A 22,784-nucleotide genomic window follows, 5' to 3' on the forward strand; every position below is an offset into this window, starting at 1 on the left:
AACTCCTTCCAGTTGCAAGACTGTTATGGGAGCGCTCCCAACGGTACGTCTTCTGAGTGAAATGTCAATGAAACAAACGGGGTTGATTGCAGGGGTGGCGACGAGCAGGGAATCTGCCGTGAGCCGGGAGTCAGAACCGTTCCCGGGACCGGAAAGCGGGGATGCGGCCTGGACTGGTGTGCGGGGCGAGGTCGGGGAGGGGCGTTCGCAGCATGGCAACGGAACCTGGTTCCGGCGTGGGAAGCCGTGTCTCAACCGAACATGATTCGCTTATTTCTGCTGGTCAGGCATGGTTTCGCTCGGGGTGAGGGAAGCGTGGGTCACGTCCGCTGGAGTGGTGTATCGACGGCCACCCGGTGATCTCGTCTTCGAGGCTGTGCGGTGAGTTCGGTCGGCAGGACGGCGTCGTCGGTTTCTGACTCGCTCGGGTGGAGCCGGGCCTTGGCAAGGAGCTCGCGGCTCATGGGGTGCAGGACGTCGATGCCGTGCGGGGTGTGGACGGCGAGCATGGTCAGGTGGAGGAGGAAGTCCGCGATGAAGCGCATGCCCGTCAGGTCGGGAAGCTGCTGCCGCTTGGTGGCGCTGCGCGCTTCCCGCCCGACGGCCGGTGTCGATGCGAGAGTCATGTCCGTCTGTATTGGGCGATGACGGTGACGAGGTCGTCGAAGGAATCGGCCACCGATTGGGCCCCCGCTGCAAGGAGTTCGGCCGCAGTGGCGACTCCGTAGGAGACCCCGATGGATGTCATGCCGGCGGCGCCGGCCATCTGGATGTCGCCGATCGCGTCGCCGATGACGATGCAATCGGCGGCCGGAATGTCGAGTTCGTGCGCGACGTGCAGGGCCATGTCGGGCGCGGGCTTGCCGCGCTCGACGGTGTCGTGGCCCGCGACGACGGTGAACTCGTCGAGGATGCCGGTGGTCCGTAGCACGTTGACCGCGGCGTCATGAGTCTTGGAAGTGGCGATCGCCAGGGTGAGACCGGACTCGCGGAGCTTGATCAGGCCCTTCGGGACGCCTGGATAGAGCATGCGCCCGCGCTGCTCGGCGAGGTGCTCGGCGAAGCCGCGCCGATAGGCGGCCATGGCGTCCTGCACCTCGGCGTGGTCGGCGGGCAGTCCGAGCAGTTGGGAGAAGTTGTGGTCCAGCGGCTTGCCGACGGTGGCGCGCACCGCGTCCTCGTCGGCCTCGCGGCCGAGTTCCGCGAGGACTCCGAGGGTGATGGAGACGATCGCTCCCGGGGTGTCGGCGAGGGTGCCGTCCATGTCGAAGATGACACCGCGGAGGGCGCCGTCGTGCTCTGCCGTCATGTCAGTCCTCCGTCCGGGTGGCGCTGAAGGCGACCGCGAACTCGCCGGCGACGCGGGCCGTGGACAGCAGCACGGCACGGGTCGCGGCCGCGCTGCGGCCTGCGGTGACCTGGGTGAGGGCGCGCATCAGGAAGGGGCTGATGGCGTTGCCCCGCACGCCCGCCTGGTCGGCCTCGTCCAGCGCGGCCTGGATGGCCCGCTCGATCTCTTCGCCGTCGAGGGCGTCCTCCTCGTCGATGGGAGTCGTCAGCAGGACGGTGCGGTCGCCGTTGACCTCCCAGTGCAAGCGGGTGGCGCGGGCGGCGACGCTCAGGTCGTCGACGCGGTTGACCGGCACGTCGGACTCGCGGACATAGAAGGCCGGGAGGCGATCGGTGCCGTAGCCGAGAACAGGCACGCCCGCGGTCTCCAGGTATTCGGCGGTCAGCCCCAGGTCGAGGATGGACTTGGCGCCGGCGCACACCACGGCGATCCTGGTGCGGGTGAACTGCAGCAGGTCCGCGGAGACGTCGAAGGTCTCCTGGGCGCGCCGGTGCACACCGCCGATGCCGGCCGTGGAGAAGACCGGAATCCCGGCACGCGCGGCGGGCACCACGGTGCCGGCGACGGTGGTCGCGCCGAGGCCGCCGCCCGCCAGGACCTGGCCGAGGTCGCGGGCGCTGACCTTGGGAATGCCCTTGGTGCTCGCGAACCGGTCGATGAGGTCGGTGTCCATGCCCACGACGAATTTGCCGTCGGCGATGCCGATCGTCGCAGGCACCGCACCCGCGTCGCGGACCGACTTCTCGATCTCCAGGCCGAGTTCGGTATTGGCCGGATAGGCGGGTCCATTGACGATGAGCGAGGACTCGAGCGCCACCACAGGGCGCTGTTCGTCGAGAGCGGTGCGTACCTCTTCGCTGACAACGAGGAGCGAATCCATGGGCGGCACTGCCTTTCAGTGGAGGTCGGTACGCGACACACCCTGCCGCCGCCCGCCGGACGGCACATCACGTCTTTCCGGGATTCCGCTGGATATCGCGAGGTCGCGTGATGCCTGCCCGCGAGGCCCGGTCCAGGGTGAACTCGCCATCCCGGCCCGGACGACCGGAGGACCTCGACATGACCACGAACGATCAACCGAGTCGACGCGGCACGGTGGCTCTGTTCGCCGGTGTCGCGGCTTCGACGGTGCTGGCTCCGCCAGCCGCCGCGGCCCCGTCCGGCGGATACCGGATCGCTCCGTCGAACCTCCACTTCGAGATCACCCGCCGCTGCCGGCCGGTGCACCTGATACCGCCACGGCTGGTCCGGCACGACACCGAACGCCCCGGTGGCAGGGCCACGCTGGCACGTGTGCGGGCCGGCGGCACGGTGCGCACGGGCCAGCGTCCTGTGGCGCCCTGGGCGTCCGTCGTGCTGGACCTGCGGGAACCGGCCGCCGACGGCGGCGCGGTGCAGGTGCGGTACGACGCGGGGACCGCGAAGGCCTCCATGGAGTGGGTGCGTTCGGGTTCGGTGCGCACGGTGCACTCGGAGCAGGTACGGCTGACGGCGCCGTTCACCTTCGCCGTCGTGGTGACGGCCAACGCGGTGAGCGCGTTCAGCTCGGGCGGTGGCCACGACACCGGGATCGCGTATTCCTGGCAGCCGCTGGTGACCGACCGCGGAAAGCTGTTCGATCTGATGGATCTGCACCGGCCGGCCCAGCTGGAGCGCCTGCGCTTCGTGTTCGGCGGCCGGGGCGCGGTGCTGGGCCGGGCGCGGGCCGGCCCGTCCGGCCAGTTCGGGCTGCGGGACGTCTCCCTGGTGCGCAACGCCGGCGGCACACCGTACCTCCGCGACGGGCTGCTGCATTTCACCGCGGCCTCCTCCGGTCGGTGTCGGCTGAGCCCACCAGGCGCGCACGGGCGTGTGGCGGATGGATCCGGCGCACCCGGAGCGCATGGAGCAGGTCGGTTCCCCCTTCTTCTCGTACGAGGGTCTCCTGGTCGGCGATCACGGCGGGCAGTTGGTGCGGGACGCCGAACGGGCCGGTTCATCGCGCTCGCGTGCGGCGGCGACCTGCCCACGCCCGGAGTGACGGTCCGGCACGGGACGGGCGGCGAGGAACTGCTGGGCGGGGTGCACCTGATCAAGGCGAAGCAGCTGGAACTGCCCTTCGAGGAGGCCGCCTGGGATCCGGCGCTGCGCCTGATCGACAGCCGCTGGCACTACGCGTACGCGAACGTCACCGGCTTCCAGCCGTCCCTGTGCTTCCGGCCGGTGCTGGTCGCCGCTGCGCCGGACGGTGACTACGACGAGGACATCCGGATCCGGCGCGAGGACGTTGCGTGGCCGAACAACAACGAGGGCTTCCGGTTCCAGCGTTTCGGCGACCGCTGGTACCCGCTGACCAGTGACGCGGAGTCTCGGCAGTGTCTGGTGCGCGACATGGCCATGCGTCCGCACAAGTCCCTGGACGCCCCGAATCCGCTGGGCGCTCCGTTCCCGGAGGTGTTCCCGCTGCCGGGTGCGAACGGCCGCGAGCGGTGGCTGGCGGTCACCTCCGACGAGCGTTCCTGTGAGGACGGCTCGTCGCATCCGCTGCCGGGGTACGGCGTGCACGGCGACGTCATCGTGGTGCGGGCGGACCACCGGCAGCCGGAAACGCTCCGCGGGCAGACCTGCGGGACGGCCGTGCAGCCCCGGGGGCGGGTCGCACGGCCGTCGTCATGTGCGGTCCGTGGTTCTCCGGTCCGTCGTCCGTGTCCCGGCGGCATCCCGGCCCCGGGAGGAGTGACGGCCCTGGGCGTCGGACGCTCGGCGGGCGGGGCCGTCCCGGTGGGCCCGCCGGTGTCCCGCGGACTTCCTCCGTGACGGGGCGACGGCCCCGCACCGTTCGTCACGTCGGCTGCTTGACGTCTCCGTGAGGAATCGAAGTGTCGTGCTGAAGGGCGTGCCGAACCAGTTGCACACGGCTCCGGACGGAGAGCTTGGCGTAGACGTGCCGGAGGTGGGTGTCGACGGTGTGCGGCGAGACCACGAGGCGCTCGGCCACCGCGCGGTTGGTCAGGCCGGTGGCGACGAGACGGGCCACTCGCAGTTCGGCACGGGTGAGACTGTGCCATCCGGAGGCAGGACGCTGCCGGCTCGCTGGGGAATTGGTTGCTGTCATGCGGCGCTTCCGCCCCTTTCCTCGCGAACTTCTGGGTTCCCGGCCGATCCTGCTGGCACGGGATCGTCCGGTCAAAGACGAGGGACCGACCTGGTCAGGTGGCGGGAAGTGTGTCAGGTCACCGCGTTCGCGGTGACCTCCGGGGCGTCGTCTGCCGGAGCGCCGGAGTGGCCTGCCACAGGAGGGCTGTTGCGGGTCAGCAGTAGCGACAGGACCGCGACGAGGGAGCAGCCGGCCATGCCGATGAACAGCGGTGTGGCGGTGTCCTTGCCGCCCAGGCCCACCAGCGGGGCGAGCACGGCGCCGAGAACGCTCTGCAGGGTACCCAGGACAGCGGAGCCGGTTCCGGCGGCGTAGGGGACCCGCTCGATGGCGAGGGCGGTCGCCGTGCCGAAAACCTGGCCGAGGCCGAGGAAGCCGATGCCGATGAGCGAGAGCGCCAGGACACGGTTGAGCTGTCCGGTCAGGGTGACCAGCAGGGCGGCGGTGGTCGCGGCCAGCAGGGTGGTCAGGCCGATGCGCAGCAGGAGACCCGGGTCATAGGCGCCGACAAGCTTGGTGTTGACCGTGCTGGAGATCGTGGCGGTCAGGGCTCCGACGGAGAATGCGACGGACGCCTCGCCGATGCTGAACCCGAGGACGTTCTGCAGCAGGAACGGCGATCCGGCGATGTAGCAGAACAGCGCGCCGCAGCTGAAGGCGAAGGCGAGCGTGTAGCCGACGTAGGCGCGGTCGGTGAGCACGGAGCGGGCGGTCTGGAGGATGGCGGCCATGCCGCCGGGGCGGCGCCGTTCCTTGGGGAGACTCTCCGGGATGAAGACCAGGGCGGCGAGGAACATCAGCAGCGAGACGGCGGCCAGGACCCAGAAGACCCCGCGCCAGCCGCCCGCGTCGTTGACCACGGCGCCACCGGCGAGCGGGGCGACGATCGGTGCGATGCCGCCGAGCGCCATCAGGACGCCGAACAGCCGGGCCGCGACGGTCCCGGAGGCGACGTCGGAGATGACCGCGCGTCCCACGACCAGGCCGGCCGCGCCGGAGAAGCCGGTGACGAAGCGGAGCATGATGAGCACGGAGAGGCTCGGGGCGAGCGCACACAGAGCCGTGGCCGCGGTGCACACGGCGGCACCGACGAGGATGGGGGTGCGCCGTCCGTACCGGTCGGACAGTGGTCCGAGGACCAGTTGGCCCGCCGCCATGCCGATCAGGAACGAGGTGAGGGTGAACTGCACCCCGGAGGCGTTGGTGTTCAGCTCGTCGGCCATCCGGGGGAAGGCCGGGAGGTACATGTCCGTGGCGAGCGGCATCACGAAGGACAGCAAGGCGAGTGTCGCGGTGAGCGTCACCGCCGGCGACGCCGAGGCGGTCTGCCCCTGACCGGGGGACGGTGTGGACATCACGTGCTCCTCAAGGACGACCATGAAGATTTCACTATAGATATAGAGCTATAAGTATTGCTACTGTCGAGACATGACAGCGACCGATGCGGAAGGCGACGCGGTCCTGCTGCGTGAAGCGAGGGAACTCACTCCCGCCCTGTACGCGCTCGGGCGCGTCCTGCGGCTGCGCGGCGTGGACGAGGCCGGACTGGTCCCCCTCCCCCCCTCCGACCTCGAGGTACTGCGCCATGTGTTGGAGTCACCGGGCATCGGTGTCGGAGCTGTCGCTCAGGAACTGGGCCTGCACGCCAGCAACGTGAGCACCACCGTGCGCGGACTGGTGGCCCAGGGATTGATCCGCCGGGAGCCGGACCCCAACGACCGTCGTGCCGTCCGGCTGCATCCGACGATGGGCGCCGTGCAGGGCATGGCCAAGATCGAGCAGGCGTGGGCGGAGATCTTCGCCGACTCACTGGCGATGCTTCCCCCGGCCCAGCGGGATCTCCTCAGGACCGCCGCACCGGCTCTGAAGGCACTCGCGACGACCCTCAGGGAACAGCGCAACGCGTCCCGCGGCTGAGGAACCGCGCCCCGGGACCGCATCGCGTCCCAGGGCAGAGGGCTCATCGGGAGTCCTGCAGACGGGACAGCAGGTCCGCCGCCCACCTGGGGTGCCAGCGGAGCACCTGGGGCAGGCCGCCGTCGGTCGGATCCGCCGTCCAGCGGAACTCGACGCCGGGGTTGTGTGCCTCCCACCCGTCCGGGGCGAACAGGTGCGGGCTGCCCTGGATCCCGCCGCCCCGGGCGGTCCGCCACTGGTCGTAGACCGCCCGTCGGCCCGCGCCACTGGCCAGAGCCTCCTCCAGGGCCGCCGTGTCGATGTGCGGGCACTCCTCCGCCACGGTGAGGATCTCGGCGTGCACCGCGATGCACCTGCTGTCGACGTAGAAGGCGTGCCGCAGGGCCGCGTCCAGTTCGTCGCTCCCGATGAGCCCGCCGACGGCCGGGTCCTTCGCCGCCTGCACCGCCTCCAGCGCGGGCAGCAGTGTCGAGGGGTAGCTCGAATCGGGCGCCGACCACAGCCGCCAGCCCAGTTCCGGGCGGGCGGCAGCGATCACGACGGTCTCGGCGTCCACGATCCGCTTGGGCGTGGGCTGGCGGTTGAACAGCTCCAGCGGAAAGGCTCGGTGGTCGACCAACAGCTCGGTCCCGGTGCGCCGGGCCTCCGCGCGCAGGGTGCACAGGGCGAGCGTGCCCCACGGGCACCCGATGTCCGACCAGACGGTGAGAACCGGGCCGCGGAACGGTTCAGAGGTCGATGCGGACATCATGCATCCTCACCCAGTTGTTGAACTCCACCAGGCGTTCCAGCACCGCCCGTGCGCTCCACGGTCCGCCCATGGAATACGTGCCCTCCGGGGCGTCGAGCAGTCGGCGGATCTCCTCGCGCGAGGCCAGCCGCAGCACGGGGGCGTCGTCGTCGGCGATGGCGGCCTCCACCCGCTCGCGCACGGCCCGCTCGTACCCGCCGTCCTGGGTGGACGGGTAAGGGTTCTTCTTTCGGTCCAGGACGGCGTCCGGCAGCACCCCGCGCATGGCGGCCCTCAGCAGGCTCTTCTCCCGGCCGTCGAAACTCTTCATCTCCCAGGGCGTGTTGTAGACGTACTCGACGAGGCGGTGGTCGGTGAACGGGACGCGCACCTCCAACGCGGCCGCCATCGAGATCCGGTCCTTGCGGTCCAGCAGGAAGTTCTCCCAGCGGGTCAGGTTGAGGTACGTCACCTCCCGCATCCGCTCCCGCTGACCGCTCTCCCTCGGCAGCCGGGGCACCTCCTCCAGAGCCTCGGCGTAACGCCGCTTGACGTAGTCGGTCAGCCCGAGCCGGCCCCACAGGCCGATGGTGCGCAGCGCCCCGATACCGCCGGCCTTCTCGAAGGGGTGGTGCCAGGGAAAGGTGTCACCCTCCACGGCTTCCCGGTCGTGGAACCAGGTGTACCCACCGAAGAGTTCGTCGGCCGCCTCCCCGGACAGCGCGACCGTCATCCGCTCCTTGAGCGCGCGGCACAGCACCAGCAGCGAGTACTCCATGTCACCCGTGGAGACCGGCAGGTCCTGGGCACGCAGCACGTCGTCGCGCACTCCCTGGTCGAGCACGTCGGCGTTGTCCAGCTCGACCACGATGTGCTCGGCGCCGACGTGCCGGGCCACCTCGACCGCGAACGGGGTGTCCGGGTCCGCCCACTGGACGTTCGCCTTGAACCGCTCACCGTGGCCCTTGAAATCCACCGAGAAGGCCAGCACCGGCCCTCCCCCGCCGCTCTCCCCCCCGGCCAGGGCTCGAGCGGCCAGCGCGGTGATGGCGCTGGAGTCGAGCCCGCCGGAGAGCAGGGTGCCGACCGTGACGTCGGCGACGAGCTGTTCGGCGACGATCTGCTCCAGCAGCGAGCGGACCCGCGCGATGGTGGTGTCGAGGTCGTCGGTGTGCTCGCGGGCGGTCAGCCGCCAGTAGCGGGTCTCCTCGCTGCCGGAGCGGCTGAAACGCAGCAGCGTGCCGGGCTTGACCTCGTGCATCCCGCGGAAGATGGCGTGACCGGGCGTCTTGACGATGCCGAATATCTCGCGCAGTCCCTCGGCGTCGACGACGGCCTCGGTGTCGGGGTGGGCGAGGATCGCCTTGGGCTCGGAACCGAACAGCACACCGTCGTCGGTCGGCCAGTAGTAGAGCGGCTTGACGCCCATCCGGTCACGGACCAGCAGCAATTCCTCGGTGCGCGGGTCCCAGACGGCCAGTGCGTAGATGCCGGTCAGCCGCTCGGCGAAACCGGGCCCCCACTCCTGGTAGGCGCGCAGCACCACCTCGGTGTCGGAGTCCGTGCGGAACGCGTGCCCCAGCGCGCGCAGTTCCTCGCGCAGCTCGCGGTAGTTGTAGGTCTCCCCGGTATAGGTGATCACCGGCGCGTCCGCGTCGTCGGCGGCCATCGGCTGCTTGCCGCCTTCCAGGTCGATGACGGCCAGCCGACGGTGGGTGAGCAGGACGTGTTCGGACGTCCACACGCCGTGGGAGTCGGGGCCACGGCACTCCAGGGTCGCGTTCATCCTCTCGGCTGCGGACGTGTGCTGGGTCATGTCACGCTGAAAGCTCAACCATCCGGCAAGGCCGCACATGGCTCGTCCCCTCTCATGGGTCTTCGGTGCTGCACTCGGGTGTCCGTGCGGGATGCGCCCCGGCCGGGAAGCAGCCGGGGCGCCAGGTCGGTCGTGCGGTCAGATACGCGGTCCCCAGCCGGCCTCGTCCCAGAGGCGCAGTTGGCGCACCTCGGGGATGTCCCCGATCCGGGCGACATCCGGTCCGCCGAGGACCGGGGAACTGGGCCGGCCCGGCGCGAGGACGGGCCAGGAGTCGACTCCCTGCGCCGCGGGCGCCTGCCCACGGGCGAAGGAGAACACCAGGTCGATGAAGGCGTCGGAGATCTGCCGTCCCAGCGGCCCGTCGCCGTGGACGGGCACCTCCTCGGGCAGCGGGTGAGTGCCGAACAGAAAGCGCGAGGTGGCCTCGTGCGAAGTGCCGAAGTGCGGCGGGTGCACGGGGTGACCGAAGTCCATCACGCACAGCGGCGAAGTGCCGGTGCGGGCGTGGCGCTCGGCGAAGCGCACCACCGTGCGCCGGAAGAGACCGTCGCCCCGGATCTCGGTCCACAGGGTCCGTGGGCCGTCCGGCAACCCGTCCGCGGCGGCCTCCCGGTAGTCGTTCGGGCAGCGCTCGACCAGCGTGTCGGACACCTCGGGGGCGCCTTGCGCGGGACATCGCGCACAGCGGTCCGCAGCTCGGTTCCGTTGGTGGGCGCGGGGGGCGGAGTGGGCGCCCCGGGGCCGGGGAAGAAGCACCCTCCGGTACGGGTGTGGACGGAGAGCACGGGCGCCCTGGGGGTGGGGCGCCCGTGGTCGAAGGCGGGCATCCAGCGGCCGTCGATCACCGGTCCCTGGTACTCCTCGTCCGCTGCCGAGCACGCGCTCCCGGGGCGGGCCGGAGAAGAGGGTCTCCCAGGTGTCCTTGATCGCGGCAGCCTCGGCATGGCGCGGTCCGGACACTGTGGTGCCGAGCCGGTGGGCGATCCGCTCGTACGCTTCGGTGGCGTCCGCCGCGGTGAGGTCGACGGCGGGAGTCCAGGCGTGGGCGGCGCTGATCACGGCGATCCGCCGGATCACGGTCCGTATCTCGGGCAACAGCGACAGCTGCCACGCACTCGACCCGTCGGCCGAGGTGCCGCAAACGGTGGTGTTGTCCGGGTTCCCGCCGAACGCCTCGGCGTTGGCCCGGATCCGGTGCAGCAGCGCGGCCTGGTCCTGCAGGCCGCAATGGGCGAACGCGCCGGTGGCTGGATCGGTCAGGCTCTCGCGCAAGCCCCAGCCGAAGGCGCCCAGACGGTAGTTGAAGGTGACGACGACCATGTCGCCGCGGTCCGCCGGGCGTTGTCCGTCGTACAGGGGGTGGTTGGCAGTGCCGACGAACCAGCCTCCACCGTGGATGTAGACCATGACCGGCCGGGAGCCCCTGGGGTCCGGGGTCCATGTGTTGGCGTAGAGCGAGTCCTCGCTGCTGCCGGGCACCACCGACTGGTGGGAGGGCGGCGCGAACCGGGTCGCGTCGCGTATCCCGCGCCAGGGCCGAGGCGGCCGGGGTGAGGAGAACCGCAGCGTGCCGGTGGGCGCCTGGGCGTACGGCGCCCCGCGGAGGACGACCGTGCGTCCGGCCCGCTCGCCGGCGACCTGGCCCGCGGTGGTGCGGGCGACCGGCCCGGTGACGGACGGCGTGCGGGACGCGGCGGACGCGATGGTCGGGACCGCCGCCGAAGCGAGGGCGAGGGTGGTGCCGGCGATCACCATCCGGCGGACCGGGGAGGCGTCGTGGGTGGCGGCATGCGGCATGGGCACGAGCTTTGCGCGCGGCGAGGGGGGCGGCAACGAACCGCCGGTCACTTCGTCAGGTGGGGGCGGCACCCGTGCGCCGCCCCGGACGTCCTGGTCACGGCTCAGTTGTCGTAGCGGTACCAGCGGGTGCGGTCGAGCAGGGTGGCCGGGATCATGGTGTGCCAGGGACCTGGCGGGGTGTGCAGACCGGGCCCGTCGGCGGTGCCCTCCACCGAGAGGTGGTGGGGTACGTCCGGGTGGCGCTTCATCCACAAGTGATCTGGCTCGTCTCCGCCACGGAGCCGACGTGGTGGGTCTCGACCAGGTCGGCCCCGAGACCGGCGGCGAGGGCGACAGCGTGGGCGACAGCATGGGCGACGAGTTCGGGAGCGCGGGGATCGGTCACCTTGGGGCCACGTGGGTACACCATCGCCATCAGCGGAACGTTCCAGCGGTCGCAGGCTCCGGCGACGGCGGCCATGTCGGCGACCTGCCGGGCCTCCTCGTCCGAGCCCAGGTTGACATGCACGCTGACCGCGTCGGCGCCCAACCGCACTGACGCCGGCGATGAGGAGCGTCCGACCGGATCACCCGGTGCCACAGGTGACCAAGTCATCCTCACCTCGTTGGTCGGCCGTCACCGGCACGCCAGAGTTGTCCCCGGAGCGTCTGACCCTTTCGCCCAAGCCTCCATCGACCGAGGAGCCCAAGCTCGTGACGAACGTCGCCGTCATCTACTACTCGTCCACCGGCCGGGTGCACCGACTGGCCGTCGCGGCAGCCGAAGCCGCCGAGAAGGCGGGCGCGGAGGTCCGCCTGCGCCAGGTGGCCGAACTCGCCCCGGAGGAGGCCATCGCGGCGAACCCGGACTGGACCGCGCACCGGGAGGCCACCCGGGACATCGCGGTGGCCACGCCCGAGGATCTGGAGTGGGCAGATGTCCTCCTCTTCGGCACGCCCACCCGGTTCGGCCTGCCGGCTTCCCAGATCAAGCAGTTCATCGACACCGCCGGGGGCCTGTGGGCGCAGGGCAAGCTGGTGAACAAGGTCGCCTCCTCGTTCACCTCCACGTCCACCGCGCACGGCGGCCAGGAGTCGACGATCCTCGCGCTGAACAACACCTTCTACCACTGGGGCGCGATCATCGTGGCCCCCGGTTACGCGGACCAGGTCCAGTTCGCTCCCACCAACGGCAACCCTTACGGTGCCAGCTGCGTTTCCGCCAACGGCACCACGGGGGCCACCGAGGAGAACCTGGCGTCGATCGGGTTCCAGACGGCCCGCTGCGTGGAGATCGCCGCGGCGCTCGAGCGCGGTCTCGCCTCGGCCTGACCTGCCCGGGGCAGGCGGGCCGGCAGAGCGCCGGGCCCGCCCCGTGGTGGGAGGGCGGGGTGGGTGAACCGGTCTCGCCGGTGCACGCGATCACCAGTCCGCCCAACACCCCCGAGCTCTGGGCCACCACCGCGCAGCGGCCGGTCGCGGGGTTGTTCCCGGTGGGCGACGCCGCGTGTACCACCGACCCGCTGTTCGGACGCGGGATGTCGTCGGCCCTGGAGCACGTCTTCCGGCTCGCCGATGTGCTCTCCGCCCACCCTGACGCCGGCATCGCCCAGTGCCGGACCGCCGCGCGGATGACCGAGGAGCTGTTCCTGCCCTGGTACGAGCAGGCCGTCGGGTCCGATCTCATGTCTCATGCGGATCGCCCGCCGGCGCGCGGCGGTCAACGACGCTCCCCCGCCCCACCCGGCGCCGGCCGCCGGCGGCATGCCCACGTTCGACGAGATCGTCGCGGCGGCTGGCGACCCGGCCCGCGAGCTGGACGCACGGGACGTCGAACGGGCCGTGCTCACCGGGTCGTCGACGGGCGGCTACGTCGTGATGACGTTCCTGCACCGGCGCCCCGGCCGGGCCGAAACCGTGTGCCTGCCGTCGGCCCGCGCCACCGCGGACCCGCCCGGGGCACAGGAGCAGCGGACGCGTTTCGCGGACGCGATCACCACCGACGGGATGCGGGAGACGGTCGTCTACCCGGACGACACCGCGTCTGGTGGGCCCCACCACGCGCGGGACCCGGCCCGAGGTGCTCGCCCGGGGGCTGGCCGTCACGCACCGCGCCGATCCCACGGCTGTGGCTCGGGCGCAGCGCACCATCGCCGGGCGTCCCGGCCACACCGCTACGCTGCGGGAGACGGACGTACCCGCCCCGGTGATCGCGGGTGCCGAGGACAAACCGGTCGCGGCCGACGAGTCGCTGCACACCACCCGGGCCCTGCCCCGTGGTGAGCTGGTCACCATCGAGGGCGCCGACCGCCTCCAGCCCCTCGAGCGACCGGACGAGGTGACCGCCGCGTTGTACTCCCTCCTGCACCGGGTGGGGCCGCCACGTGCTGACCGAGGACCACGAGGGGTGGGGCCACGTCTCTCCCACCAGCCTGGGGTTCCCCCACCACACGCTCGTCGACGCCCACTTCCAGGCGTGCGGGATCCCTGTCTCCGGTTGCTGGGACAGGCAGGCGTCCAGCGCGACCACCACGTCCTGGACGCCGACTGCGGCAGCGGCGACTCCTTCCGCATCCGGCCACCCTCGTCGGCCCCACGGGCCGCGTGGCCGCGATCGACCTCGCCGAGGAGAACGCCGCGCCAGCCGCCCGGCGGATCCGTGAACGGTCACCGGAGTGCCCGGTGGTGGTCTGGCAGGGCACCCTGCTCGCCCTCCCCTACCCGGACGCCACCTTCGACGTGGTGTGGTGCGCGAACACCGTGCAATATCTGGACGACACCGAACTCGCCGCGGCACGCACCGAGCTGCGGCGGGTCATCCGGCTCGGCGGCACGGTCGCCGTAAAGGACCTGGACACCCATCTGATCACCCTGCGGCCCGGCGACCCGTACCTGTTCACGGACTTCTTCCGGGTCTCCGGCGCCGGGCCCGGCTACGCCCGCCGGCAGCTGCGCTTCCGTGAGCTGTGCCACTGGATGCGGCGGGCGGGTTTCACCGACGTCCGGCAGCGGACCGTGCTGATCGAACACCATGCCCCGTTGACGCCGTCCGCCCGTGCCTTCTGCACCGCTGCCTGCGCCCGGGGGCCCGTCAGGCGCTCGACCTCGGGCCGAGCAACCGGTGGACGGACCTGCTCGACCCGGACGGCGTCGCGCACGCGCTCGACGACTCCGACGGCTGCATCAGCGAGGGCAACGTCCTGGCCGTGGGCACCGTACCGGCCACCACCTCCCCTGACCCCGTGCGGTGCCCGCACCACCGCCCGGCCGCGGTGGCGCGGACCGGCACCGGTCCGCACCCCTTCCGGTACGCGGTCCGACGGTCGGCGGCAGTGGCCGCGCAACCGGCGCGTCCGCGATCAAGGTGGCTGGTTCACCTCGCGGGCCGACCGCTTCCGAGGCGACGGTGAGAGGGCAGTCCGAACGGGACTGTCTGACCCCCTGAGGCGAGGTTGCGGTGAAGCCATCCGAACTGTCATCCGTCCCGGTGGACCACGGCTCCGGACGTTCCGTCGGCTGTCTGCGCCCCACCGGGTCCGTGCGTTACCCGCTCCCGGGCGACGACATCGTCGGTGAGCTGTGCTCGCTCATGTTCGCGTCACTGCCCAGAAGGGATCAGCGGGCGCGCGGCGAGCAGTACGTGCGCGGACTGCTGACCACACCGGGCCGCAAATCTGTGCGGAACATCGCCGCGCAGGCGGGCGGCGGTGCGGCGGTACAGTCCCTGCACCACTTCGTCTCCAGCTCCACCTGGGACTGGCGGCCGATGCGCGGCGCCCTCGCCGCCCACCTGGAGCGGACCACCTCGTCCGCCGCGTGGGTCGTCCAGGCGCTGACCATCCCCAAGTCGGGCCGGCACTCCGTGGGCGTGGGGCGGCGGTTCGTCCCCCAGCTGGGCCAGGCGCTGCGTGGGCAGTGTGCGCTCGGTGTGTGGTTCGCCTCGGAGTCGGTGAGCGCGCCGGTCAACTGGCGGCTGCTGTTGCCCAAGGAGTGGACGCGGGACCCGGATCTGCGGCGACGCGCCGAAATCCCGGAAGGCGCCTCCGCCGAGCCGATCGAGGAGAGTGCACTGGCCGCGGTGGTCCAGACCCTGCGCAATCCGGACGTCACCCCGCGCCCCGTCCTCCTCGACGTCCCGGGCAACTGGACCGACAGCGCGGTGCTCGACGGATTCGTCCGCCGCGGGCTGCCCGTCGTGGCCCGGGTGATGCCCGACACCCGGCTTCTGGTCGCCGATCCGGCCATGCCCGGTTACGGGGCGGGGCCGCTGCCCGCGGAACAGATCCTGATGTCCGTGCGGGGCCTGCGCCGGACCGTGGAATGGGACAACGCCGAGCACGGCGACCGGCGGACCTCCTCAACCCTGTCGATCCGGGTGGCCGCGCCCGGTCCCGCCCCGGCGGACGGCCAACGGCCCCTGCATCTGCTGGGCGAGTGGGAGGACCAGTGGCAGCCACCGGCCCGAGTGTGGCTGACCGACCTGGCCGCGCCCGCCTGCCAGCTGCTGCGGCTGACCAAACTGGGCCGCCGAGTCGCACATGACCTCGTGACGGTCGGTGACCGGGTCGGGCTGCGGGACTTCGAGGGACGCTCGTTCCGCGGCTGGCACCGTCACACCACGCTCGCCTCGGTGGCCCACGCCGCGTCCCTGCTGACGGGTGTCACCAGTGCCTCCGGGGCCCTGGACCGGTCGCATCCGAGGTTCACCGCCTGACACCGGGCAGTGGTCGCACCACCACCGCACCGCCCGTCCGGTGTGCACTGACCACGGGTGGCGCCGTATGCCGTCCGCCACCTGACGAACTAGAGCACACGCCGTTGCCCCCGCGTTCCCGGGCATCGATAGTCGCAGTCGATCAGGCACGGTCTCCAGGACTCCGGCGGGGGCAGGCGGCGCGCACATTCCCCCGCAGACGCCCGCAGTCCTCGCCGGACACCATTCCCTCCCTTGACATCCGAGCCCCAGCCATCCACCGGGCCCTGGCCCGATGCCTTTCCCCAGAGGGACTTTTCATGATCGACACAGTGTCCTACGTGCGTTCTCTGCCGGCACGTCAGCAGCCGGACTGGCACGACGACCCAGCGCTCGAAGGGGTCCGCCACCATCTCTGCCGAATGCCTGCGCTGGTCGACGCCGGCGCCGTACACCGGCTGAGCGCCCTGCTCGGCGAGGCGGCCTCAGGCCACCTGCGGGTGCTGCAGACCGGCGACTGCGCCGAGGATCCCGCCGAGGCCACACCCGGCGACGTGGCCCGCAAGGCCGCTCTCCTCGATGTGCTCGCCGGGACGCTGAAGCTCGCCTCCGCCAAGCCCGTGCTACGGGTGGGGCGGATCGCCGGCCAGTACGGCAAGCCGCGCTCCCGGCCCACCGAAATCGTGGAAGGCACCGAACTTCCCGTCTACCGCGGACACATGGTCAACCGTCCAGAGCCGGACCCGGAGCTGCGCCGTCCCGACCCGCGGCATCTCCTCTCCGGATACCGGGCCGCAAGCGACACCATGCACTTCCTCGGCTGGCGCGGCACGCTCCTGCGCCCGGAGCTGGACGTACCGGTGTGGACCAGTCATGAGGCGTTGCTGCTGGACTACGAACTCCCGTTGCTGCGCCGGGAGGCCGACGGCTCCCTGCTGCTCACCTCAACCCATTGGCCTTGGGTGGGGGAGCGCACCCGGCAGCTGGACGGAGCTCACATCGCGCTGCTCGCCGCGATCGACAACCCCATCGCGGTCAAGGTCGGCCCGAGCATGACTCCGGAGGAGCTGCTGGAGCTCTGCGAACGCCTGGACTCCGGACGGCGACCGGGTCGGCTCACCTTGATCGCCCGGATGGGGACGCAGAACGCGGCCGAGAAGCTGCCCGCGCTGGTGACGGCCGTCGCCCGCGCCGGACATCCCGTGCTGTGGTTGTCCGACCCCATGCACGGCAACACCGTCACCAGCCCCGAAGGGCTGAAGACCCGCTTCGTCGAGGCCGTGGTCCGCGAGGTGGAGAACTTCCAGTGCGCGGTGGCCGGCAACGGCGGCGTCGCGGCCGGTCTGCATCTGGAGACCACCCCCGAGGCGGTCACCGAATGCGTCCGCGACTTCGCTCACCTGGACCGCCTCGGCGACAAGTACCTCACCTTCTGCGACCCCCGGCTCAATTCCCAGCAGGCCATCGAGGTCGTCTCGGCCTGGCGCGGCTGACGACTCGCGCAACACCGCGCGCCCACGCCGGAACAAGGCGGAGCCGACCCGCGCACGGGTCGGCGGCGCATGCGACGCACCCCGGGACGGCACGCGGCGCGGCACATGAAGCAGCAGACGAAACAGTTCTGGGAGGCAATACCGTGAAAGGCACCATCGCCCTGGTGACCGGGGCTGCAGGCGGGATCGGGGAGGCGGTCGTACGGCTGCTCGCCGAGCGGGGCGTCACGGTCGCCGCCGTGGACCTGGACCCGGACCGTCTGGCCACCACCGTCGGCAAGCTCACCGCGGACGGACACATCGTGCACGCCCGTCCCGCCGACGTCACCTCCAGCCCGGAGGTGGAACGGCTGGTGGACTCGGTCGAGCGCGACCTCGGGCCGATCGACCATCTGGTGAACGCGGCGGGTGTGCTGCGTCTGGCCGAGGCGCACGCCCTGACCGACCAGGACTGGTCCGCGACCTTCGCCGTCAACACCAACGGAGTCTTCTTCACCTCGCGTGCCGTTGTGAACCGCATGATCCCGCGCCGCCGGGGGGCCGTCGTGACCGTGACCTCGAACGCGGCGGGCACGGCCCGCGACCGGATGGCCGCGTACGCCGCGTCCAAGGCGGCCACCACCGCCTTCACCAAGTGCCTCGGGCTGGAGGTGGCCCGGCACAATATCCGTTGCAACGTGGTGGCTCCGGGGTCCACGGACACTCCGATGCTGCACGGCATGCACGCGGACCGCGGCGCTGCGGCGGCGTCGATCGCCGGCAACCCCGGCGCGCATCGGGTCGGCATCCCTCTGGGCAAGATCGCCCGGCCCGAGGACATAGCCCTGTCCGTCGCCTTCCTCCTGTCGGACGAGGCCGGCCACATCACGATGCACAGCCTCACCGTCGACGGCGGAGCCACCCTCGGCGTCTGACCCCCTCTCGTCCCTGCTTCGAAAGGACCCGCTTCCCCATGTCCGTCATACCCCCGATCGAGCCGTACGAGTTGCCCGCGCCCGGCGAGCTGCCTCCGGCATCCGTCGACTGGCGGCCCGACCCCCGACGCGCCGTCCTGCTCGTGCACGACATGCAGGAGTACTTCCTCAAGCCCTTCCCGTCCGGTGTCGCGGACGCGCTCGTGCGCAACGCGACGCTGTTGCGCGAGCGGTGCGCCCGGCTGGGAGTCCCGGTGGCCTACACGGCCCAGCCCGGCGGCATGACCCCCGAACAGCGCGGCCTGCTGGCCGACTTCTGGGGCCCCGGCATGCGCACCTCGCCCGAGCACCGCCGGGTCGTCGCACCCCTTGAACCCGCGGACGGCGACTGGGTGCTCACCAAGTGGCGCTACAGTGCGTTCGCCCGCTCGGACCTGCTGGACCGCATGCGCGCGCACGGCCGGGACCAGCTCGTCATCTGCGGTGTGTACGCCCATGTCGGTGTGCTGATGACGGCGGTGGACGCCTTCTCCCACGACATCCAGCCCTTCCTGGTGGCCGATGCCGTCGCCGACTTCTCCGCCGACTACCACCGCCTGGCTCTGACCTACGCATCCGAGCGCTGCGCTCGAGTGGCCGTCACCAAGTCCCTGCTCGACGAGCTGGGCGCGATGCCCGAGGAGGCTCACCGGTGACCACGCACGAGGCCCCCACGCCCCGGCCGGAGGACGCGCCCGACCTGCTGGCACGTGTCCTGGACGGCTCGGTCTCGTCGTTCGCCCTGCTGCACCGTCCCGAGGCCACCGGCCGGGACACCCTGGAGGTGCTGCTCACCGACGCGATCCCCTGCGCCTCCCTCGCCGAGCTGCCGCTGCCGGACTTCGCTGCCCCAGGCGGCGGCCACGAACTGCTCGCCCTGGTCCCTTACCGTCAGATCGCCGAGCGCGGATACGCCGCCCACGACGACGGCGAGCCGCTGATCGCGATGCCGGTGCACGCGGCCCAGTCCCTGTCCCTGTCCCAGGCCCTGTTCCGTCTGCCGAACGAGCCGGTGAAGGTGGACGACGGCGGCTTCGATGTCTCCGACGAGGACTACGCGGACATCGTGCGCCGAGTGATCACAGACGAGATCGGCACCGGCGAGGGAGCCAACTTCGTCATCAAGCGGACCTTCACCGCACAGCTGCCCGGCTTCATCCCGAGGGCCGCGTTGTCGTTCTTCCGTCGACTGCTGGAGCGGGAGGTCGGCGCCCACTGGACATTCCTGATCCACACCGGCCGGCGCACCTTCGTGGGAGCCACGCCCGAGCGGCACATCAGCGTGGACAAGGGCAAGACGGTGATGAATCCGATCAGCGGCACCTACCGGTACCCGGCGAGCGGCCCGTCCCTGGACGGGGTGCTCGAGTTCCTCGCCGACCGCAAGGAGGCCGACGAGCTGTACATGGTCCTCGACGAGGAACTGAAGATGATGGCCCGGATCTGCCCCTCCGGCGGCCGGGTGGTGGGCCCGTACCTCAAGGAGATGGCACGGCTCGCCCACACCGAGTACTTCATCGAGGGCGAGACCGACCACGACGTCCGAGACATCCTGCGCGAGACCCTGTTCGCGCCGACCGTGACCGGTTCCCCGCTGGAGAACGCCGCCCATGTGATCAGCCGCTACGAACCGACGGGACGCGGCTATTACAGCGGTGTGGCCGCGTTGATCGGCCGGGACGCCTCCGGCGCCCGCACCCTGGACTCCTCGATCCTGATCCGCACCGCGGACATCTCCGCCGAGGGGCACCTGCGTATCGGGGTCGGCGCGACGCTGGTGCGCCACTCCGACCCGGACTCCGAGGTGCGCGAGACTCGGGCCAAGGCATCGGGTCTGCTGGCCGCCCTGGGCGAGCCGGAACCCACCCGGTTCGCCGCGCACCCCGACGTGCGCACCGCGCTGGCAGCCCGCAACAACGGCATCGCGGACTTCTGGCTGGACCAGCCGGGTGGCCGTGCCCCGGACACCGGCGCGTTCGCCGGACGCCGGGTGCTGGTGGTGGACGCCGAGGACACCTTCACCGCAATGATCGCTCACCAGTTGCGCTTCCTGGGCCCGGAGGTGATGGTCCGCCGCTTCGACAAGGAGTACGACGTCGACGCCCACGACCTGGTGGTCATGGGGCCGGGACCGGGCGATCCTCGGGACGTGCGGCACCCGAAGATCGCCCACCTGCGCACGACGATCTCCCGGCTGCTGGAGGAGCGGCGGCCGTTCCTGGCAGTGTGCCTGAGCCATCAGGTACTCGGCTCGCTGCTCGGCCTGGAGCTGGTCACCCGGCCGGTTCCGAACCAAGGGGTGCAACGGACGATCGACCTGTTCGGCCGCCCCGCCAAAGTGGGCTTCTACAACAGCTTCGCCGTCCGCTCCGAGCGGGACGCGTTCGACCATCCCTCCTCCGGCGAGGTGGTGGTCAGCCGGGATCCCGCGACCGGTGAGGTGCACGCGCTGCGGGGCCGGGGCTTCGCGTCCATGCAGTTCCACGCCGAGTCCGTGCTGACCCAGGACGGTCCGGAGATCATCGGCTCGTTGCTGGGCGAGGTGGTGCGCTCGTGCACGCGGTAGTGGTGTGGTGGGACCTGGAGGGATCCGGACAGACGGTGAAGTCGCTGCGTGACTTCCTGCGGAACGAGGCGGTGGATCGTTTCTCCCGAGCCGAGGGCCTGCGACTGAAGTTCTGGATCTCCGACGCGTCCGCCCGGCGCTGGGGCGCCGTGCTGCTGTGGGAGTCGGCCGAGGCCGCCGCGGCACCGTTGCCCTCCCGCGCCACCGAGATCATCGGCCGACCTCCGAGCACACGCCTGGCCTTCGACGTGGAGGCCACCGTCGAGGGCCTGTACACCGTCGCCGCTCTGGCGGGCCGGGGCGTCGCGCTGGAGACCCCGGCCGGATGAGACGGTCGTGCGGTGGCCCCGCCGGTGTCACTCGCCCCTGCGGAGGCGTGACCGGTCGGGGCGCCGCGCCTCCAGCACCTGCCGGGTGCCCTGGAGCTTCAGCGCGAGCTGTATCTCCAGCGCTCGCTGGGACTTGTACCAGTCCGGGCCCAGCAGTTCGGTGATCCGCTCCAGCCGGCGCGAAACGGTGTTGGGATGGACGTGCAGCACCTCGGCGGCGTACGTCGGGCTGCGGTCGGAGTCGAAGTACGCCTGGAGCGTCTTGGCGAGTTCGGTGGAGCGCTCGTTGTCGTACTCCAGCACCGGGCCGATCTCGGAGGCGATGAAACCGTCGATGTCGTGGTCGTCGGAGAGCAGCATCCCGAAGAACCCCAGGTCGGAACTTGCCGCGGTGGCTCCTTTCCCGTGCAGCAGGGTCAGGGCGTCCAGGCAGCGCAGGGCCTCGCGGTACACCCGGCCGACGTCGGCGGCGCCGCGGCCGGGTCCGGCGGCGGCGACCGAAACCGAGTGGTTGAGCAGCGGCGAGAGTTCGGCCGACACCCGGTGAGCCGCGTCGGAGGCGTCGCAGCCGGGTAACAGCAGGACGACGCAGCCGGCCCGTACGCACTTGAGGCCGTTCATCCGATGCGCGTAGGAGGAGCCCCAGACCGCCGCCCGGCCCTGCTCCCCGCCCTCCGACCGGGCCAGCACCACCACGTGCTCCGCGCACAGGTCGATGCCGAGCCGCTCGGCGCGGTCCATCAACTGGCGCTGGGAGCGGCTGGGCGGATCGGCCAGCAGGTCCTCCATCAGTTCGTCACGGACCGGGCCCTCGGCGATGACCGTGCTGCGCTGGAGCAGCAGCACCATGGTCACGGCCTGCGCCGCGAGTTGCAGCAGCTGCTCGTCCTCAGAGGTCAGCTCCCCGGCCGGGCGCAGGATCAGCGCGCCGATGTTCTCGCCCCTGGCGTCGAGGGGGACGATCCACAGGCCGCCGGCGAGCATGACGGGGGCGCCGCCGGCGTGCGCGTCGAGCACGGCCTCGGTGACGGCGGCCTCCTCCAAGCCGGGTATCTCGCCGGTGGCGGTCAGGACGCGGTCGCTGGGGTCGCGTACCACGAGGGTGCCGTCCAGGGCGTGTCCCGCGGCGCTGGTGACCGCCGCCAGGTCACTGCCGCCGAGAACCAGGTCGATCAGCCGGCGCTGCGTGTCGACCAGACCGCGCATCCGGGTCAGGGACAGTTGTGCCCGGTAGGAGTCGTCCTCCAGGTCGCTGACGTCGGCGCGGACCTGGTCGAGCACCCGCGACTTGTCGATGGCGACGGCGGCCAGGTCGGCCAGGGTGCGCATCAGCCCGGCCTCGTTCGGGGTGAAGTGCCGCACCTTGCGGTCGGAGCCGTACAACGCCCCGAAGGGAGCGCCGCCGCGGTGCAACGGCACGGCGAGGATGGCCCGCTGGCCCTCGGCCCGCACCACCTTGTCCATGCGCTCGCTGTGCTGGATCCGCTGGTCCCTGAGGTAGTCGGCGGTCCAGAACGCGGCGTTGCGCTCGGTGAGCGCGTCACCGAAACCGTAGCCCGGCTCGACCTGGAGGCCCACGCTCAGCGCGGTGGTCTCGCCCTCGGATGTGCGGATGCGCCAGCTGCCGTCGGTCTCGTCGAGGAGGCTGATGTACGCGATGTCGAAGCCGAGCAGCCGCCGAGCCTGACGGGTGATCACTCGCAGCAGACTGTCGAAGTCGTGCGGGTAGGTCAGATCACGGGCGGTGTCGACCAGGGCCGCCAGATCGGCTTCGCGTCTCTGCCGGTGACCGAAGAGGGCCAGCACGGACATGCCCAACCGGGTGGCGCACTCGGCTCGCTCCAGTTGCTCGGGGCCGACCCCGGCGTCGCGCGCCCGTTCAAGCAGGGCCTCGATGTCGGCGGCCGGTGCCTCCTGTGCCAGCAGTTCCAGAACCTGGAGAGCGTAGGCGTCCGTTAACGATGCGTTCGACACAGTAACCGACCCCCCAAATAGGCCCATAATGGCCAAAGCTGCAC

The 22,784-nt window shown here is 71.2% G+C and carries 21 protein-coding genes; 10 read left to right on the plus strand and 11 right to left on the minus strand.

Going from position 1 to position 22,784, the window contains the following annotated elements:
- Positions 1-320: 320 nt before the first annotated feature.
- Genes ACWEQO_RS25010 through ACWEQO_RS25020 form a run of 3 tightly spaced genes read right to left on the minus strand, consistent with a single transcriptional unit; the run spans position 321 to position 2,231 of the window.
- Complete coding sequence (locus ACWEQO_RS25010; protein ID WP_452985332.1) at positions 321-626, minus strand: hypothetical protein; 306 nt, start codon at positions 624-626, stop codon at positions 321-323.
- Positions 623-1,309, minus strand: a complete 687-nt coding sequence (locus ACWEQO_RS25015) for an HAD family hydrolase (RefSeq protein ID WP_452985296.1) — start codon at positions 1,307-1,309, stop codon at positions 623-625. Before ACWEQO_RS25015 ends, ACWEQO_RS25010 begins: the two co-directional genes overlap by 4 nt.
- Before the next feature lies 1 nt (position 1,310).
- The gene (locus ACWEQO_RS25020) at positions 1,311-2,231 is read right to left on the minus strand and encodes a pseudouridine-5'-phosphate glycosidase (RefSeq protein ID WP_361458956.1); all 921 of its coding nucleotides are present in this window, start codon (positions 2,229-2,231) and stop codon (positions 1,311-1,313) included.
- A 179-nt stretch (positions 2,232-2,410) separates the two neighbouring features.
- On the opposite strand from ACWEQO_RS25020, the gene ACWEQO_RS25025 reads away from it, so the two are divergent.
- Positions 2,411-4,147, plus strand: a complete 1,737-nt coding sequence (locus tag ACWEQO_RS25025) for a hypothetical protein (protein ID WP_452985297.1) — start codon at positions 2,411-2,413, stop codon at positions 4,145-4,147.
- Positions 4,148-4,172: 25 nt separating this feature from the next.
- Here the strand turns inward: ACWEQO_RS25025 and ACWEQO_RS25030 are convergent, their stop codons facing one another.
- Both ACWEQO_RS25030 and ACWEQO_RS25035 read right to left on the minus strand, forming a co-directional pair.
- On the minus strand, positions 4,173-4,445 hold the full coding sequence (locus tag ACWEQO_RS25030) for a response regulator transcription factor (protein ID WP_361458952.1): 273 nt from the start codon (positions 4,443-4,445) through the stop codon (positions 4,173-4,175).
- Positions 4,446-4,558: 113 nt separating this feature from the next.
- Positions 4,559-5,842 (minus strand): multidrug effflux MFS transporter, encoded by a 1,284-nt coding sequence (locus tag ACWEQO_RS25035; RefSeq protein ID WP_452985298.1) that lies wholly within the window; start codon positions 5,840-5,842, stop codon positions 4,559-4,561.
- A 73-nt stretch (positions 5,843-5,915) separates the two neighbouring features.
- Between ACWEQO_RS25035 and ACWEQO_RS25040 the strand changes: the two genes are divergently transcribed.
- Positions 5,916-6,404: a MarR family winged helix-turn-helix transcriptional regulator gene (locus tag ACWEQO_RS25040; RefSeq protein WP_361458948.1), complete on the plus strand. Its 489-nt coding sequence runs from the start codon at positions 5,916-5,918 to the stop codon at positions 6,402-6,404.
- Between the two features lie 43 nt (positions 6,405-6,447).
- Here ACWEQO_RS25040 and ACWEQO_RS25045 read toward each other — a convergent pair whose 3' ends face one another.
- The 5 genes from ACWEQO_RS25045 to ACWEQO_RS25065 all read right to left on the minus strand — a co-directional run bounded on the left by ACWEQO_RS25045 (position 6,448) and on the right by ACWEQO_RS25065 (position 11,348).
- Complete coding sequence (locus ACWEQO_RS25045) at positions 6,448-7,155, minus strand: DsbA family oxidoreductase (RefSeq protein WP_452985299.1); 708 nt, start codon at positions 7,153-7,155, stop codon at positions 6,448-6,450.
- A complete protein-coding gene (gene asnB / locus ACWEQO_RS25050; protein WP_452985300.1) occupies positions 7,133-8,989 on the minus strand; it encodes an asparagine synthase (glutamine-hydrolyzing) in 1,857 nt (618 codons plus the stop codon). The genes ACWEQO_RS25045 and asnB overlap by 23 nt, the downstream gene beginning before the upstream one ends.
- Positions 8,990-9,088: 99 nt before the next feature.
- Positions 9,089-10,750 carry a carboxylesterase family protein gene (locus ACWEQO_RS25055; protein WP_452985301.1) on the minus strand — a complete coding sequence of 554 codons (1,662 nt, stop codon included), beginning with the start codon at positions 10,748-10,750 and terminating at the stop codon, positions 9,089-9,091.
- Positions 10,751-10,854: 104 nt separating this feature from the next.
- A complete protein-coding gene (locus tag ACWEQO_RS25060) occupies positions 10,855-11,001 on the minus strand; it encodes a hypothetical protein (protein ID WP_452985302.1) in 147 nt (48 codons plus the stop codon).
- Positions 10,998-11,348, minus strand: coding sequence for a hypothetical protein (locus ACWEQO_RS25065; RefSeq protein WP_452985303.1), 351 nt, complete (start codon positions 11,346-11,348; stop codon positions 10,998-11,000). The genes ACWEQO_RS25060 and ACWEQO_RS25065 overlap by 4 nt, the downstream gene beginning before the upstream one ends.
- Positions 11,349-11,446: 98 nt before the next feature.
- Here ACWEQO_RS25065 and wrbA point away from each other — a divergent pair, with 98 nt between their 5' ends.
- The 8 genes from wrbA (at position 11,447) to ACWEQO_RS25105 (ending at position 20,766) form a co-directional block, all read left to right on the plus strand.
- Complete coding sequence (wrbA, locus tag ACWEQO_RS25070) at positions 11,447-12,064, plus strand: NAD(P)H:quinone oxidoreductase (RefSeq protein WP_361458938.1); 618 nt, start codon at positions 11,447-11,449, stop codon at positions 12,062-12,064.
- Positions 12,065-13,336: 1,272 nt separating this feature from the next.
- A complete protein-coding gene (locus ACWEQO_RS25075; RefSeq protein WP_452985304.1) occupies positions 13,337-14,308 on the plus strand; it encodes a class I SAM-dependent methyltransferase in 972 nt (323 codons plus the stop codon).
- Positions 14,220-15,446 carry an IS701 family transposase gene (locus ACWEQO_RS25080; protein ID WP_452985305.1) on the plus strand — a complete coding sequence of 409 codons (1,227 nt, stop codon included), beginning with the start codon at positions 14,220-14,222 and terminating at the stop codon, positions 15,444-15,446. Before ACWEQO_RS25075 ends, ACWEQO_RS25080 begins: the two co-directional genes overlap by 89 nt.
- A gap of 299 nt (positions 15,447-15,745) precedes the next feature.
- Positions 15,746-16,918, plus strand: coding sequence for a 3-deoxy-7-phosphoheptulonate synthase (locus ACWEQO_RS25085; protein ID WP_452985306.1), 1,173 nt, complete (start codon positions 15,746-15,748; stop codon positions 16,916-16,918).
- A 143-nt stretch (positions 16,919-17,061) separates the two neighbouring features.
- Positions 17,062-17,832: a 2,3-dihydro-2,3-dihydroxybenzoate dehydrogenase gene (locus ACWEQO_RS25090; protein WP_361458930.1), complete on the plus strand. Its 771-nt coding sequence runs from the start codon at positions 17,062-17,064 to the stop codon at positions 17,830-17,832.
- A 38-nt stretch (positions 17,833-17,870) separates the two neighbouring features.
- Positions 17,871-18,527, plus strand: coding sequence for an isochorismatase family protein (locus ACWEQO_RS25095; RefSeq protein ID WP_452985307.1), 657 nt, complete (start codon positions 17,871-17,873; stop codon positions 18,525-18,527).
- Entirely contained in the window at positions 18,524-20,437 is a 1,914-nt protein-coding gene (locus ACWEQO_RS25100) for an anthranilate synthase family protein (protein WP_452985308.1), read from the plus strand. The genes ACWEQO_RS25095 and ACWEQO_RS25100 overlap by 4 nt, the downstream gene beginning before the upstream one ends.
- Positions 20,425-20,766: a hypothetical protein gene (locus ACWEQO_RS25105; RefSeq protein WP_361458924.1), complete on the plus strand. Its 342-nt coding sequence runs from the start codon at positions 20,425-20,427 to the stop codon at positions 20,764-20,766. The genes ACWEQO_RS25100 and ACWEQO_RS25105 overlap by 13 nt, the downstream gene beginning before the upstream one ends.
- 27 nt (positions 20,767-20,793) lie before the next feature.
- On the opposite strand, the gene ACWEQO_RS25110 is transcribed toward ACWEQO_RS25105, so the two are convergent.
- A complete protein-coding gene (locus tag ACWEQO_RS25110; RefSeq protein ID WP_452985309.1) occupies positions 20,794-22,740 on the minus strand; it encodes a GAF domain-containing protein in 1,947 nt (648 codons plus the stop codon).
- Positions 22,741-22,784: the final 44 nt, after the last annotated feature.

The sequence above is a fragment of the Streptomyces sp. NPDC004051 genome (genome assembly GCF_053604275.1).